We start from the raw sequence: 15,215 nt of genomic DNA, 5'->3' as shown, positions 1-15,215 counted from the left end.
GGACATGATCCTTACAGACTCAGGAGCGCTGTCGTTTGTTGCGGCGCATGCGCATGAACTCGTCCAGCACCAACAGGGCAGCGCCGCAGCTGATGGCGACGTCGGCAATATTGAAGGCCGGAAAGTAGGATTGATTCCAGTAGAACAGCAGAAAATCTACCACGTGCCCGTGCATCAGGCGATCCACCACGTTGCCGATGGCACCGCCCAGAATCAGGCTAAGCGACAGGCAAAACAAGGGTTGTTTGGCCGAGCGGCGCAGCATGGTCACGATAAATACCGTGGCAACGGCTGCGATGCCGACAAAGAACCAGCGCTGCCAACCCTGACCACCGGCCAGAAAGCTGAACGCCGCGCCGGGGTTGTAGAGCAGGGTGAAATCAAAAAAGGGCAGGATATTCCAACGTTCCTGATAGAACAGGTTGCTGTCGAAATACTGTTTGGTCCATTGGTCCAGGCCGACAATAAAGGCGGCCAGACCAATCCAGGCCCAGAACTGCCGCGAGGGCAGTCGGGCCTGGCCGGGAGAAGGGGCCATGTCCTTATCAGGCATGGTGACGCACTTCGCCTTCGCCAAACAGATTGTCCTCGCAGCGACCACACAGGGTGGGGTGCTCGGCGCTCTGGCCTACGTCAGGGCGGTGGTGCCAGCAACGCTCGCACTTGGCCTGTTCGGTAGGGGTAACGTCGATGCGCAAGTCGCCTTCGCCAGCGTGCACGTCAGCACGCGAGACGATCAGCATGAAGCGCAGGTCCTGGCCCAGGGATTGCAGGAATTCCAGATCCTGCCCGGTGGCGTAGATGTCGATCTCGGCAGCCAGGGAGGAACCGATGGCGCCGGTGCTACGTACATCTTCAATACGGCGCATCACGTCGGCACGGATGGCGCGCAGGCGTTGCCACTTGCTGCTCAGTGCCGATTGTTCGCCTTGCTCGGGCAGGACATGGAACAGTTCGGTGAAGATGGTGCCGCTAGGAACCGAACCGCCGTGCATGTCGCGCCAGGCTTCTTCTGCCGTGAAGGACAGGATGGGAGCCATCAGCTTGAGCAGGGTCTGTGTCAGGTGATACAGCGCAGTTTGAGCCGAGCGACGTGGCTGGCCATCTTTAGCCGTGGTGTACAGACGGTCTTTCAGAATATCCAGGTAGAACGCGCCCAGGTCTTCGGAGCAGAAGGTCTGCAAGCGAGCCACGATGGGGTGGAACTCGTAGCGCTTGTAGTTCTCCAGCAACTCGGCCTGCATGTCGGCGGTCATTTGCAGGGCGTAGCGGTCGATTTCGGTCAGTTGATCAACAGGCACAGCATGTTGGGTGACATCGAAGTCGGCCAGGTTGCCCAGCAGGAACTTCAAGGTATTGCGGATACGGCGGTAGCCTTCCACAACACGCTTCAGAATTTCGTCGGAGATGGACAGCTCGCCCGAGTAGTCGGTGGAGGCGGCCCACAGGCGCATGATCTCGGCACCCATCTTGTCGGCAATTTCTTGCGGCTTGATGATGTTGCCCAGCGATTTGCTCATCTTGCGGCCATTGCCGTCCACCACGAAGCCGTGGGTCAGCAGGGCTTTGTAGGGCGCGCGGCCATACAGCATGCAGCCCGTCAGCAAGGACGAGTGGAACCAGCCACGGTGTTGGTCCGAACCTTCCAGGTACAGGTCGGCAGGCCATTGCAGCTTGTCAGCGTGCGAGCCGTGGGTGGTGTGATCCTTGCCGCCCAGCACGGTAGCGTGTGTGGTGCCCGAGTCAAACCACACGTCCAGCGTGTCGCGGTTTTTCTCGTACAGATCGGCTTCGTCACCGAGCAGGTCGCGTGGGTCCAGGTTTTGCCAGGCTTCGATACCGCTCTTTTCGATACGCTCGGCTACTTGTTCCATCAGCTCGGGCGTGCGGGGGTGCAGTTCACCCGTTTCTTTGTGCACAAAGAAAGCCATGGGCACACCCCATTGGCGCTGGCGCGACAAAGTCCAGTCCGGGCGGTTGGCGATCATGGCGTGCAGGCGGGCACGACCCCAGGAGGGGTAGAACTCGGTGTTATCAATGGCTTCCAGGGCCATTTCACGCAAGCTACGGCCGCTGCTGTTTTCCTTGTCCATACCGGCAAACCATTGGCTGGTGGCACGGTAGATGATGGGCGTCTTGTGACGCCAGCAGTGCATGTAGCTGTGCGGGTGCTGTTCGGTTTTCAGCAAGGTACCGGCGTTCTGCAAGGCTTCCACGATTTGCGGATTGGCCTTCCAGATCATCTGGCCGCCAAACAGGGGCAGATTCTCGGCGTAATGTCCATTGCCCATCACGGGCGTGAGCATGTCGTCATCCTTCATGCCGTGGGCTTTGCAGGAGATAAAGTCTTCAATACCGTAGGCCGGGGCCGAGTGCACCACGCCAGTACCGCTGTCCAGGGTAACGTAGTCGCCCAGGTACACGGGGGAGCGGCGTTGGTAGCCTGCGTCCACGTGAGCCAGAGGGTGGTTGAATTCGATCAGGTTCAGGGCTTCGCCGGTAGCGGTGGCCACGACCTGGCCGCTCAGGCCCCATTGTTCCAGGCAGGACTTCACCAGCTCTTCGGCCACGATCAGCATGGAGCCGGTGGCGCGTGGGCTGTCCAGCTTGACCAGGGCGTAGCTGATTTCAGGGTGTACGTTCAGTGCCTGGTTGGCCGGGATGGTCCAGGGGGTGGTGGTCCAGATAACGATGGCGCCATCGTCCACGCTGTCCACGCCAAAGGCGGCGGCCAGCTTGTCCTTTTGCGCGAAGGGGAAGGCCACGTGCACGGACGGGTCGGTGCGATCGGCGTACTCAACCTCGGCTTCTGCCAGGGCGGAACCACAGTCAAAACACCAGTTCACGGGCTTCAGGCCACGGAACACGAAACCCTTTTGCATGATCTTGGACAGTACGCGCAGCTCGTCGGCTTCGTTACTGAAATTCATGGTCAGGTAAGGGTTCTCCCAGTCGGCCAGCACGCCCAGGCGCTTGAAGTCCTTGCGCTGGCTGTCGATCTGTTCCAGCGCGTAGGCGCGCGCCTTGGCCTGAACTTCAGCTACAGGCAGGTTCTTGCCGTATTTCTTTTCGATCTGAACTTCAATGGGCATGCCGTGGCAGTCCCAGCCGGGAACGTATTGTGCGTCAAAGCCCGCCATATTGCGGCTTTTGACGATGATGTCTTTCAGAACCTTGTTGACCGCGTGGCCAATGTGAATGTCGCCGTTCGCATAGGGAGGGCCGTCGTGCAAAATAAATTTGGGACGACCGGCACTGGCTTGCCGAATTGCTGCATAGACTTTGTTTTCTTCCCACTGGCTAATCCAGCCCGGCTCACGTTTGGCGAGGTCACCACGCATGGGAAAGGGAGTGTCGGGCAAATTGAGAGAGTTTTTATAGTCCATTTGAAGCAAAGTAGTCGCGAGCGCGTTGTGCATCGTTGTCGATGGCGGCGATCATTGTGATGAGGTCCGGGAATTTTTCCTCGTCCCTGACAAATTCCAGAAATTCTATACGGGCAAGTTTACCGTAAGCATCCAGGTGTTGGTCCAGTAAATGCACCTCTAACAGCAGCCGTCCCTGGTCTATGACGGTTGGGCGTACCCCCAAGGAGGCAATGCCGGGCAGAGCCTGTCCGATCAGTCCGTGCACCCGGACCACGTACACGCCGGAGCGGGCGGCACAGTGTTCAGGAACACGCACGTTCAGGGTCGGGTAGCCAATGTCCCGGCCCAGTTTCTGGCCATGAATGACATGACCACTAATATGAAAGGGCTTGCCCAGCAGGGCACGGGCGCGGTCCAGCTGGCCCACGGCCAGGGCGGTGCGCACTTCCGAGCTGGAGATGCGGCGGCCATCGGCATCGGCCACATCGTGCAGGGTCTCGACGCTAAAGCCATGGCGCTTGCCCGCTTCGCGCAACATTTCAATGTCGCCGGCCCGTTTGTGGCCGTAGCGGAAATCCTCGCCCACCAGCAGCCAACCCGTATTCAGGCCCTGGACCAGAATCTCGTCAATAAAGGTGGCTGCCGACATATCGGCCATGGCCTGATTGAAGCGGGCCAGATAAATTTGTTCAATGCCACATTGATGCAGGGCTTCGACCTTGTCGCGCAGGCCGCTGATCTGTGTGGGGATCAGTTCGGGCCGTTGGCCGCGCTGCGCAAAAAAGGCGCGTGGGTGGGGCGTAAAGGTCATTACACAGGAGCTCAGGTCTTGCTGGCGCGCCATTTCATTGACGCGATGCAAGATGGCCTGATGGCCCAGATGGACCCCGTCAAAATTGCCAATGGTGACAGCGCTGCGGGCCGTGCTGTTGCGCCGCGGCAGAGAGCGATAGAGTTTTAGATCAGATTTCACAAGCGAGAGTTTACAATTTTGGATTCGTTATTTCTCGGGAAACAGGATTTTGACCGATTCCACCCTACCTTGTCGCCTTGTTGTGCTTATTTCAGGCCGGGGCTCCAACTTGCAGGCCATAGGCGAACTGATCAAGACAGCGGGCTTAAATGGCCGTATCGAGGCGGTCATCTCTAACAAGGGCGATGCGCCCGGACTGGAATGGGCGCAGCGTCAAGGGCTGCCTACCGAGACGGTTTCGCATCGCGAATTTGCAACACGTGAAGCCTTTGACCAGGCTTTGGCACGCGTGATCGACCGCTACCAGCCAGATTATGTTCTACTTGCGGGATTCATGCGCATCCTGAGCACCGATTTTGTTCAGCACTATGCAGGCAAGCTCATCAATATACACCCATCCTTGCTTCCTAGCTTTCCCGGTTTGAATACCCATCAACAGGCACTTGACGCGGGCGTGCAGTTTCACGGCTGCTCGGTGCACTTTGTGACCCCTGTGCTCGATGATGGTCCCATCATTGCCCAAAGTATCGTGCCCGTCCTGCACGACGATGATGCACAGACTCTGGCAGAGCGCGTTTTGGCAACCGAACACCACGTCTATACCGAGGCCGTACGCTGGCTGATCGAGGGACGGGTGCGTTTGCTGGCTGATGGCCGTGTCGAGGTTGCTGGACTTGCGCATCGCGGCTTTTATTTCCCCGCCTGATTGAGCGGGCTATTTGGAATTTTTGAATATTCATGTCTGATCACCAACAATCCCGCGGCCGCTCGGACCGCAAGCGCCCGTCCTCGTCTGCCCAACGTAACGAGTCCGGAGCGCGTGGTCGCCCTTATGCAGCACGCCGCGACAAACCCTCGGGCCCACCCGAGCCGGGCGCGATGGCACAGCGCCGTCTGGAGCAGGTCTCCAGCGCCCTGGGTGAAGTTTTGCAGTGGAAGCACCCCGCCGACCTGGCCTTGACACGCTGGGCGCGTACACGCCCCAAAATGGGCTCGCGTGACCGTGCCGAGATCCGCGAGGCCGTGTTTGATGTGCTGCGCCACCTGCGTCAGTACCGTAACTGGGCGGAAAGCGGTGTAGGCCCATCCACCCGTCGTCTGGCCATTCTGGGCCTGTCTACGGCTATCGGTCAGGAATCCCTGTCTTTGGGGCTGACGGAAGAAGAGCGCCAGTGGCTGGGCCATATCCGCGCCCTGAATGTGGACGGTCTGCCGGTTGGCGTGCGCCTGAGCCTGCCCGAGTGGCTGGAAGAGCGTCTGAAAGAGATTCCGGATTCCTACAAGCTGATGGCCGCCATGAACGAGCAGGCCTTGCTGGATTTGCGCGTCAACCCCATGAAAGCCGAGCGCGATGCTGTGTTGCGTCAGCTGCAAAACGGCCCTATGGCTCGTTTCAAACCGGTTGCCATGCCGTTTTCGCCTTGGGGTATCCGTATTGAAGGTCGACCATCTGTCGCAGTATGGCCACAGTATGAGAAAGGCGAGCTGGAAATTCAGGAAGAGGGCAGCCAGTTGCTGACCGCCTTGCTGGAGCCTCGCCGTGGCGAGATGGTTATTGACTACTGCGCCGGTGCCGGTGGCAAATCCTTGCTGCTGGGCGCCTTGATGCGCTCTACAGGCCGTTTGTACGCCTTTGACGTGTCGGCCACCCGCTTGAACAAGGCCAAACCGCGCTTTGCCCGTGCCGGTCTGTCCAATGTGGTGCCTGTCGTGATTCAGGAAGCGGGCGACCAGCGTGTTCGCCGCCTGCATGGCAAGGCACAGCGTGTATTGGTAGACGCTCCGTGCAGTGGACTGGGAACTTTGCGTCGAAATCCTGATCTTAAGTGGCGTCAACACCCCCAAGCTCTGGAGCAGTACACTCAGATGCAGGCCGACATTCTGGAGCAAGCCGCGGCTTGTGTCGCACCAGGAGGTCGTTTGGTTTATGCAACATGTAGTTTCTTGCCTGAAGAAAACGAGCAGCAAGTGCAGGCATTCTTGGACAAACATCCCGAATTCAAACTGCTGGACGCCCGGGAAATCTTGAAGGACAAATGTCCGGCCCTCGCGCTAGAGGGGCCTTATTTGAATCTGCGCACGGACCGTCACCAAACCGACTGTTTCTTTGGTGCGGCACTTGAACGAATCACGGAAAGTGCTTGATTTAAAGCAAGTTCGTCCTTAAATAGTGTTATTGTTAACTGGTTAGGTGGGCTACACTTTTCCGGTTTCCCTTAACACAAAGATCAGGTCTAAAAGGGTCTATGCAATCGTTTCTTTCTTTTCTTGCTGACGGATGGCTGCAACTGTCTTGGTGGCAGCTCACTCTTGTCATTCTGGCGGTGACGCATGTCACTATTGTGTCAGTTACCGTATTTCTCCACCGCAGTCAGGCGCACCGCGGGCTGGACCTGCACCCTGCGCTGATGCATTTCTTCCGTTTCTGGCTCTGGATGACCACCGGTATGGTCACAAAAGAATGGGTTGCGATTCACCGCAAGCACCACGCCAAATGCGAACGTGAAGGCGATCCCCATTCCCCTGTGGTCTTTGGTCTGGGCCAGGTGTTCTTCCGTGGTGCAGAACTGTACCGTCAGGAAGCCACCAACCCTGAAACCTTGAAGCGTTTCGGTCACGGCACGCCCGATGACTGGCTCGAGCGCAACCTGTACAGCAAATACAGCATGTTAGGTATTACCATCATGCTGGGTATTGATCTGTTCCTGTTCGGTCTGCTGGGTCTGACTGTCTGGGCTATCCAGATGGCCTGGATTCCTTTCTGGGCAGCCGGTGTGGTGAACGGTCTGGGTCACGCTATCGGTTACCGCAACTTTGCCAGCCCTGATACCAGCACCAACGTGTTCCCTTGGGGCATCATCATTGGTGGTGAAGAGCTGCACAACAACCACCACGCTTACGGTACGTCCGCCAAGTTCTCCAGCAAATGGTACGAATTTGACTTGGGCTGGTGCTACATCTCGGTGTTCAAGGCACTGGGTCTGGCCAAGGTCAAGAAGGTCGCTCCCAAGCTGCGTCTGGAGCCTAGCGTGCCTTCGAATGCTCCGCTGGAAGGCATTAGCCTGGCAACCTTGCAGGGCGTGATTACTCACCGCTACGAAATTCTGGCCCGCTATGCGGACATCATCAAAACCACGGCCTCGGAAGAAATCGCTCGTCTGAAGCCACAAGTGAACAAAGACAACCCGAATTGCTCCTGGTCCCTGCTGGAAAGCTGCAACGACTGGATCGGTCGCGGCGACGACGTTCTGGCTCCCGAGCAGCGCGCTGAACTGGAAACCGTAGCGGCTGGCGATTCACGCCTGTCCATCCTGGTTCGCATGCAGCGTGAACTGGCCGGTATCTGGGAAAGCTCCAGTGCCTCCAGCGAGCAGTTGCTGTCCGACCTGCGCACCTGGTGCCAGCGCGCTCAGCAAAGTGGTATTGAAAGTCTTGAGCAGTTCGCCTTGCGTCTGCGCCGCTACGCGGCATGATGGATCGCTTAAACCCGGAACAGCGAGCCGCCGTTACTTTACCCTCTGGCCATGCCCTGGTGCTGGCCGGAGCGGGTAGCGGAAAAACCAGTGTACTGACCTCCCGAATGGCCTGGTTAATCCAGACCGGGCAGGTCAGCCCACATGGCCTTGCTGCTGTTACCTTCACCAATAAAGCCGCGCGCGAAATGCTGACGCGGCTTACTTCTTTATTGCCTATCGATACCCGCGGAATGTGGGTCGGGACCTTTCACGGCCTGTGCAATCGCCTGCTGCGCATGCATTACCGTGATGCCGGTCTGGTGCAGACGTTCCAGATTCTGGATACGGCAGATCAGTTGGCCTCCATCAAGCGCATGGTCAAGGCCAATAATGTGGATGACGAGAAATTTCCGCCCAAGGAAATTCAGAAGTTCATCAACGCCTGTAAAGAAGATGGCCAACGTCCTGGCGACCTGGAAGAGCACGACCCTCACCGCCGCCGCCTGATCGAGCTCTATCAGCTTTATCAAGAGCAGTGCGAACGTGAAGGAGTAGTGGACTTTGGCGAGCTGCTGCTGCGTGCCTACGAGCTGTTGTCCCGCAATGCCCCGATTCGCGAGCATTATCAGCGCCGTTTCAAACACATTCTGGTCGACGAGTTCCAGGACACCAACGTGCTGCAGTATCGCTGGTTGCGTCTTTTGGCCGGTGATCAGGCCTGCATGTTTGCCGTGGGCGACGATGACCAGTCCATCTACGCATTCCGTGGCGCGAACGTGGGCAATATGGCCGACTTCGAGCGCGACTATGCCCGTGGCAATGTGATACGCCTGGAGCAGAACTACCGTTCCTGCGGCCATATTCTGGATTCGGCCAACGCGCTGATCGAGAACAATAGCGGCCGTCTGGGCAAGAATTTATGGACCGATAGTGGCGAAGGCGAGCTAGTACGCATCAGCGAACTGGCCTCGGATGCCCTGGAAGCTCAGTGGATTGTGGACGAAGTCCGCGCCCTGATTGCCGAAGGCAAGCCGCGTCGTGAAATCGCTATTCTGTATCGCAGTAATGCCCAGTCTCGGGTGATTGAACACAGGCTGTTTTCCCAAGGCTTGCCCTACAAAGTGTATGGCGGCCATCGCTTCTTCGAGCGTCAGGAAATCAAGCACGTACTGGCTTACTTGCGGTTGATGGATAACGCGGATGATGACACCGCTTTCTTGCGCGTCGTGAACTTCCCGACTCGTGGGATTGGTGCTCGCTCTGTGGAGCAGCTGGCTGATCTGGCGCGTGAGCGTGGTACCAGCTTGCTGCGTGCCATTCCTTACCTGCAAGGGCGTGCGGCTGCCAGCCTGATGCGTTTCTCGAACCTGATTCAGGATATGGCCAGCCAGGCGCAGATCCTGTCCTTACCCGAGCTGATTGAGCACGTTGTCCATGACAGTACCTTGCTGGCCCATTACCAGGCCGACCGCGAAGGTGCCGAACGGCTGGAAAACTTGCAGGAGTTGGTCAACGCGGCCACGGTTTTTGTGGGTGAAGAAGGTTTTGCCGAGCTACCCGCAGGTCGAGTCCCCGAAGCAGTGGCGGGCGAGTCCGAGCAGGCCATGCAGAACCCGGATCAACCGGCTGCCTCTGTGCTGGCCCCCATGTCGCCTTTGGGCTCTTTCCTGACTCATGCTTCTCTGGAAGCAGGGGACAATCAGGCCCAGGCTGGCCAGGACGCCATTCAGTTGATGACGATCCACGCAGCCAAAGGCTTGGAGTTCGATGCCGTCTTCATTACCGGTTTGGAAGAGGGCTTGTTCCCGCATGAGAACAGCTTGTTCGACCCCGGTGGGATCGAGGAAGAGCGTCGTTTGATGTACGTGGCGATTACGCGGGCGCGTCAGCGTTTGTACATCACTCTGGCGCAAAGCCGCATGTTGCATGGCCAGACGCGTTACGCCATGCGTTCGCGCTTTCTGGAAGAGCTGCCGGAGCAACACATCAAATGGTTGTCGGCTCGCTATACCAGTACGCCCATGCAGTCAGAGGCCAGCTCGGGTGCCTTCCGTCGTGGTCAAAGCTGGGAGTCCAAGGACAAGAGCTATTCGGCCCAGCCTTACGGCGGTCGCAGTCACACCAGCGTGCTGGAAGTGAATGGCCAGACCTTCCGTGTGGGGCAGGGTGTGCATCACAACCGCTTTGGTGAAGGCACGATTATTAATCTGACGGGTCAGGGTGACGATGCCCAGGCCTTGATTCAGTTTCGTGAAGTCGGCAGCAAGACTCTGGCCCTGGCCATTGCCAAACTGGATCCTGTTAGCTAAAAAGCGAAGCAACGACTGAATCAGTTAATCGCAGTTTGAAGGCCCCCGGAAACTCCGGGGGCTTTTTTATGGCCTGCCCTATGTCATGGAAATTTTCAAACAGCCGCAGTTTTTACAGCCGTTTTATTTCAAGCCCTTCATTTTTACTCTTCATCGTGCTCGACGCGGATGCCTCCCAGGAAAAATTTCTCACCTTATTTCACGTTTTGGATAAACACAGAGATTGCAGGGAAACCCTTGTTTCAAGCGACTTTCCCGTTTTTGCCTTCCTTCTTTAAAGCTCTATATGATCGTTATATATAAGGGTTATAGATTCTAGTTATAAAGCTGGTGCCCCCATAAAATCGAAGCCTAAATTAATTACAGATAACAAATACACATGGAGGCGATCATGAAACCTAGCAATCTCTCACGCCGGCGTATGCTTTTGTCGACGGGCGGGGTGATGGCCCTGGCCGGTACAGCAAGCTTGACTCCTTTGTCAGCGGCACTGGCTCAGGAAAAGGCAAAAACGCAGGCCAAGGCCCTGCCAGCCTATGCATCCTGGAAACATGCCGACAGCTTGATCGTGCACAGTGCCAACACTATTGAAACCAAACGCAGCGCTTTTGGCTCGGGTTTGATCACGCCGCTGGATCGCTTGTTCGTGCGTAATAACGTGGCCCCCCCATCCGAGCAGATCGTGGCTGATCCGGACGCCTGGGTGCTGTCGATCAAGGGCGTGAAGAACCCGAAAGACATGAGCGTCGCCGAGCTGAAACGCCTGGGTCTGGTGGCTGTGCCCATGGTGCTGCAGTGTTCGGGTAATGGTCGTGCTTTTTTCCCTGAAAAACCCAGTGGTACTCAGTGGACGGTAGGTGCCGCTGGCTGTGTGGTCTTTACCGGCGTGCCGATCAAGGCCGTGCTGGAGGCTGTGGGCGGCATGGAGGAGGGCGCCAAGTACATGACCGGTCAGGGCGGCGAGGAAATTCCTCAAGGGCTGGACCCGAACACCATTATGGTAGAGCGTTCGATTCCCCTGGAAGCCATTGATGACGCTATCCTGGCCTGGGAAATCAATGGTCAACCCATCCCCTTGGCTCACGGCGGCCCCTTGCGCTTGATCGTGCCGGGTTACACCGGGGTCAATAACGTCAAGTACATCAAGCAACTGGCGTTTACCAAAGAGCAGTCTGCTGCCAACATTCAGCAAAACAGCTACCGTTTGGCGCCTGTGGGTGAGAAGTCCAACCCCAATCAGGAGTCGGTTTGGGAAATGCCTGTCAAGTCCTGGGTGACCAGCCCGAGTGGTGAGCCTGGCGAAGAACTCAAGGCCGGCAAGGTACAGATCCAGGGCTTGGCTTTTGGAGGCATGTCGGCAGCCAAAGAAGTGGAAGTGTCCGTGGATGGTGGCAAGAACTGGGTGAAAGCGACGTTTGTAGGCCCTGATCTGGGCAAGTATGCGTGGCGTCAGTTCGTTGCAGGCGTGGATTTGAAACCAGGCAAGTATGAGATTGCCAGTCGCGCTACCAGCGAAGCAGGCACGGTACAGCCTGAAGAGCGCGTACCTAATAACCGTGGCTATCTGAACAACAGCTGGCGCGACCACATGCTGGCTGTCACGGTCGTTTAAGTCTTGAATGTTGTACCCGCCCCGTCAGCTCGGGGCGGCTATGGAAGGGAATCATGAAGAAATATCTAGTTGCTGCAGTATCTGTATTTGTTTTTAGTACTCAAGCCTACGCTCAGGAGCAAGGCAAGGAACTGTTTCTGACAGGTGCCAAACCCATTGCCTGTGCGGTCTGTCATACCTTGGCTGATGCTGGTTCAGCCGGGGCCATTGGTCCGGATCTGGATGAACTCAAGCCAGGCAAGGAACAGATCCTGAAGGTCATGAAAGAAGGCATGGGCGCCATGCCTTCTTTTGCACAAACCATGAGTGACGAAGAGCGTGATGCTGTCGCCACCTATGTCAGCTCTGTAGCGGGTCAGTAAGTTCCACCTGCTGTAGCCAGACGCTAGCCGCCTTACCCTTTCTTCTCCTGATCCGGAGGCAGAAATTCGGTAGGCGGCTTTTTGTTGGCATTGTGATGCAGGATGCGGGCGGGGCGACCTTCCTCATCCAGCCAGATCTGGCCGATTCCGGAACCATTCCATACCCGTTCCCCCTGTTTGCGCTGATCCGGCAGACGCGGGCTGATGCTCAGGTCACGGCGTTGCGTAAACCAGTTCAGAGGGGATCGCGGCGAGTAGAGCCAGCGGTTCAGCCGATCCAGCCAGTTCAATAAAGCTTCCGGAAATTCGTTCTTGATGCCGCTGCTGGTGACTTGCCAGATATGTGGAATGTGCCCGCTATGGCGTACCTGTACATCGTAGACAAAGGAATAGTGCACATCGCCGGACAGAATCACGTAGTTTCCGGGTGTGCGTGAGTGCCTGAAGATGTTCAGCATGGTGTTGGCAGCCCCTCTGTGGGCCATCCAGTTCTCGGCGTCCACCGTCAGGGCAAAACCCGCGTACGTGCAGATGCTTTGTATGACTTCGATCAGCTTGACGCCAAACATGGGCGTGGGCGACACAATGATGGCGGCGCGCTCATCCAGCAGTTCGTGCTGAAGCTCAGTCAAAGACTCCCAATCCATCAGTCCGGACGGGCGACTGGGCAAACGGCGTTTATGCCAGCGGCGCGTGCGTGTATCCAGCACGATCAGCGTAGGCTGGGTGCGCAGCACATAGTCCCATTGGCGAAACTCCAGCAGTTCCTTGATCAGCGCATCTTGAGCTTCATGTTCAAGACGCTGATGTTCATCCGGCTGGCTGGTCCAGGCGGTCACCGTATTCAGCACCGACTCAAACACCTCGGGCCGGTTGCCCCAACCCTGACACAACATATAGGCGATCAGGGCATTGCCTACGATCTGCCGTGAAAAAGGATGGCCATAGGCGACGCTTTCCCATTTGGCGGACAGATTCCAGTCATCGGTGATGTCGTGGTCGTCAAAAATCATCAAGGTTTGCACGTGGGCCAAAAGGCGTGCTGCTTGGGGCAGGTCCTGACGGAAACCTTCCAATGCCAGTGCCTCGCGTTGCCAGCGTTGCTGATGCTTGGGCTCCAATTGGGGAGGCTCAGGCTCTGGAATGATTTGCCATGGGATGGGGGACCAAACCAGCAAATACATGGCCATGACTTCGGCCAGCGTGACCAAGTGATTGTGTGCGTTGGCAGTGGTGAAAATCGGTTTTTCCACACCACCAAAAAAGCGCTCACGCAGATCTTCGTTGGATTTGAAGGCAGGCAGCAAATCCGCACGTCGGTAGTAGCTGGCGGGGTGCCGGTAAAGCGATTCGCTATCCGAGACGACGGCGCCTTCCAGATATTCCCCATACAAGCCTAGCCGCTCAATCAAGGCATGAATGGCCGCCAGCATGGGACCGGCCACATCGTCGGCGTAAACCTGATCTCCGGACAGCATCAGCAAGGCAGGCCGGGCATGGGCCTGGGTAATGTGCTCGCTCAAGACTGTGTCTGCCTGAGCCAAACCATCGCGTGCGGCGTGATGAGGCTTGCGGCAGGAACCAAACATCAGATTGTCAGCGCGGCTGGCCAGCACAAAGCTGGGCCGGGTTTGACCCTGGTGCAGCAGATGGGGAGCCCAATCAGCAATCCCTTGCTCCGGTCCACCGTCTATGGAGGCGAGCAAATCGTAGTGAACAAGCGTGTCTTGGGGCAGGGCTGTGGTCAGCTGTACATCCAGGAAATGGATAAAGGCATGCTTGCCCAGTTGTACGATGCGACAGTGCTCGCTACTGAGCGAAATACGCTGGGGAGCGGCACCCTCTGCTTGCAGGACCAGGTCCAGGGTCAAGGCCGAACTGCCAACCAGCCATAGCACCAGGCGCTGGGGATCGAGGCGACGCAAAATAGGGCCTGCCAGTACAGGCGGCAGTGTGGACGGAAGTGGGGAGAGACTCAAACGGGTGACAGCCAAAATCAGAAAAGATAATGGACAGTGTAGGGCCTATAAAGTTGCAACTCGTACTGCTTAGCTGTCTGCGACTTCCGGGCTGGCAGCCAGAAAAGCGGTAACTTGCGCGTCCAGATCGTCCGCATGCACTACGCGGACTGGAAAGCCGAATTTTTCGCTCAAAGGGGCGACAAAGGCATTCAAGGAAAAGGCCATCAAGGCATTGCTGACAACTACCAGGCTGGCGGCACAGGACACGCTCAGACGGCTGCGGTTGGCCTTGATCCACTGCGAGAATTCCTCCTTGCCCGTGCCTTCCTCTGCACCGGGCAGCTCGCGGGTCAGCAAGACAAAGCGTTGTCCTTGATCCAGCAAGGCTTCCAGTTCCGCTTTCCAATTGGATGGGGCGCTGTTCGAGATCCAGATACGGGGGAATTCCTGTGTAGCAACGTGCATGTGCGGGTCCTGAGAATGTCTGTTTATGATTTGTTTTGAATGCGCTGCTTTGTACCATCAATCAACAGGTTCAGGCCAGTGATAAAACGGCCCGTAAAGTCATCGGAAAAAATCGCCTCACGTGCCTGCCAGTTGCTGGGGTACTTTTCTTGAGCCAATTCTAAAAAAGCCTGTTTGCGTAAAGACAGGTCCAATGTGCTGCCAGGCCCCAGAGCCTGTTCTTCCATGACAAAACCCAGAATGTAGTAAATCAGGCTAAAGCTGGCCTCGGCAGCAAATTGGCTGTCTGCGCCTGCCTCCATGAAAGCGGACAAAAAGGCTTCGCTGGTGCGCAGCACATTGTCGGTGACCACATAGGTACCCGCAAAGACTCGAGCGCCGTCTCGTCTTTGCAACAGGGCCTGCCGGAACTCCAGACCCAGATGCCGAACTTGTTCATCCCAGGCTTGGTTGCTTGGGCTGTGTCGCGCCACGTTTTCTACCAACGCGTCAGCCATGCCATCAATCAAGGCTTGCTTGGCATTGAAATGCCAATACAGCGAGGGGGCCTGGATATTCAGGGCCTGAGCCAGTTTGCGCAAAGTCAGGCCTTCCAGCCCCTCCTGGTCCAGCAAGTCCAGCGCTGTCTGGATGATGTGTTCACGTTGAATACGGGGCGCTTTTGTTGCCATGTTCTCTCCGATATTTGCAACCTAACGCTGTTAGTGTAT

12 protein-coding genes are annotated in these 15,215 nt (G+C 57.1%); 6 read left to right on the top strand and 6 right to left on the bottom strand.

The genetic code is table 11. The features are described from left to right. Window positions 1-19 precede the first annotated feature (19 nt). The 3 genes from lspA to OSH04_RS12945 are packed head-to-tail and all read right to left on the bottom strand — an operon-like array spanning window position 20 to window position 4,341. On the bottom strand, window positions 20-553 hold the full coding sequence (gene lspA, locus OSH04_RS12955; RefSeq protein WP_035268158.1) for a signal peptidase II: 534 nt from the start codon (window positions 551-553) through the stop codon (window positions 20-22). Then, window positions 546-3,386, bottom strand: a complete 2,841-nt coding sequence (gene ileS / locus OSH04_RS12950) for an isoleucine--tRNA ligase (protein WP_266108622.1) — start codon at window positions 3,384-3,386, stop codon at window positions 546-548. The genes lspA and ileS overlap by 8 nt, the downstream gene beginning before the upstream one ends. After that, a complete protein-coding gene (locus OSH04_RS12945) occupies window positions 3,376-4,341 on the bottom strand; it encodes a bifunctional riboflavin kinase/FAD synthetase (RefSeq protein WP_266108621.1) in 966 nt (321 codons plus the stop codon). Before OSH04_RS12945 ends, ileS begins: the two co-directional genes overlap by 11 nt. 49 nt (window positions 4,342-4,390) lie before the next feature. On the opposite strand from OSH04_RS12945, the gene purN reads away from it, so the two are divergent. The 6 genes from purN (at window position 4,391) to sorU (ending at window position 12,079) form a co-directional block, all read left to right on the top strand. Next, window positions 4,391-5,047: a phosphoribosylglycinamide formyltransferase gene (gene purN / locus OSH04_RS12940; RefSeq protein WP_009455720.1), complete on the top strand. Its 657-nt coding sequence runs from the start codon at window positions 4,391-4,393 to the stop codon at window positions 5,045-5,047. Between the two features lie 173 nt (window positions 5,048-5,220). Further along, complete coding sequence (locus OSH04_RS12935; RefSeq protein WP_042488026.1) at window positions 5,221-6,486, top strand: RsmB/NOP family class I SAM-dependent RNA methyltransferase; 1,266 nt, start codon at window positions 5,221-5,223, stop codon at window positions 6,484-6,486. Between the two features lie 101 nt (window positions 6,487-6,587). Then, window positions 6,588-7,814, top strand: coding sequence for a DesA family fatty acid desaturase (locus OSH04_RS12930; protein WP_026482877.1), 1,227 nt, complete (start codon window positions 6,588-6,590; stop codon window positions 7,812-7,814). Next, window positions 7,811-10,105, top strand: a complete 2,295-nt coding sequence (locus OSH04_RS12925; protein ID WP_266108619.1) for a UvrD-helicase domain-containing protein — start codon at window positions 7,811-7,813, stop codon at window positions 10,103-10,105. The genes OSH04_RS12930 and OSH04_RS12925 overlap by 4 nt, the downstream gene beginning before the upstream one ends. A gap of 391 nt (window positions 10,106-10,496) precedes the next feature. Beyond that, complete coding sequence (gene sorT, locus OSH04_RS12920; RefSeq protein WP_277614459.1) at window positions 10,497-11,717, top strand: SorT family sulfite dehydrogenase catalytic subunit; 1,221 nt, start codon at window positions 10,497-10,499, stop codon at window positions 11,715-11,717. 53 nt (window positions 11,718-11,770) lie between these two features. Then, window positions 11,771-12,079, top strand: a complete 309-nt coding sequence (sorU, locus tag OSH04_RS12915) for a SorU family sulfite dehydrogenase c-type cytochrome subunit (protein ID WP_052159170.1) — start codon at window positions 11,771-11,773, stop codon at window positions 12,077-12,079. A gap of 32 nt (window positions 12,080-12,111) precedes the next feature. On the opposite strand, the gene OSH04_RS12910 is transcribed toward sorU, so the two are convergent. From OSH04_RS12910 to OSH04_RS12900, 3 genes are all read right to left on the bottom strand, one after another. Further along, entirely contained in the window at window positions 12,112-14,058 is a 1,947-nt protein-coding gene (locus tag OSH04_RS12910) for an alkaline phosphatase D family protein (RefSeq protein WP_266108618.1), read from the bottom strand. A 69-nt stretch (window positions 14,059-14,127) separates the two neighbouring features. After that, complete coding sequence (locus tag OSH04_RS12905; protein WP_266108617.1) at window positions 14,128-14,505, bottom strand: hypothetical protein; 378 nt, start codon at window positions 14,503-14,505, stop codon at window positions 14,128-14,130. Between the two features lie 23 nt (window positions 14,506-14,528). Next, window positions 14,529-15,176 carry a TetR/AcrR family transcriptional regulator C-terminal domain-containing protein gene (locus tag OSH04_RS12900; protein ID WP_266108616.1) on the bottom strand — a complete coding sequence of 216 codons (648 nt, stop codon included), beginning with the start codon at window positions 15,174-15,176 and terminating at the stop codon, window positions 14,529-14,531. Between the last annotated feature and the right edge of the window lie 39 nt (window positions 15,177-15,215).

Origin of the sequence: Alcaligenes nematophilus, assembly GCF_026344155.1 — a bacterium.
Classification (GTDB): domain Bacteria; phylum Pseudomonadota; class Gammaproteobacteria; order Burkholderiales; family Burkholderiaceae_B; genus Alcaligenes; species Alcaligenes phenolicus.
The sequence above is the reverse complement of the archived record's forward strand: the minus strand, read 5'-3'. Positions and strand labels throughout refer to the sequence as shown.

Coding starts and splice junctions, on each gene's coding strand:
- lspA (WP_035268158.1), bottom strand. CDS start 553: ATGCCTGATAAGGACATGGCCCCTTCTCCCGGCCAGGCCCGACTGCCC.
- ileS (WP_266108622.1), bottom strand. CDS start 3,386: ATGGACTATAAAAACTCTCTCAATTTGCCCGACACTCCCTTTCCCATG.
- OSH04_RS12935 (WP_042488026.1), top strand. CDS start 5,221: ATGGCACAGCGCCGTCTGGAGCAGGTCTCCAGCGCCCTGGGTGAAGTT.
- OSH04_RS12930 (WP_026482877.1), top strand. CDS start 6,588: ATGCAATCGTTTCTTTCTTTTCTTGCTGACGGATGGCTGCAACTGTCT.
- OSH04_RS12925 (WP_266108619.1), top strand. CDS start 7,811: ATGATGGATCGCTTAAACCCGGAACAGCGAGCCGCCGTTACTTTACCC.
- sorT (WP_277614459.1), top strand. CDS start 10,497: ATGAAACCTAGCAATCTCTCACGCCGGCGTATGCTTTTGTCGACGGGC.
- sorU (WP_052159170.1), top strand. CDS start 11,771: ATGAAGAAATATCTAGTTGCTGCAGTATCTGTATTTGTTTTTAGTACT.
- OSH04_RS12905 (WP_266108617.1), bottom strand. CDS start 14,505: ATGCACGTTGCTACACAGGAATTCCCCCGTATCTGGATCTCGAACAGC.
- OSH04_RS12900 (WP_266108616.1), bottom strand. CDS start 15,176: ATGGCAACAAAAGCGCCCCGTATTCAACGTGAACACATCATCCAGACA.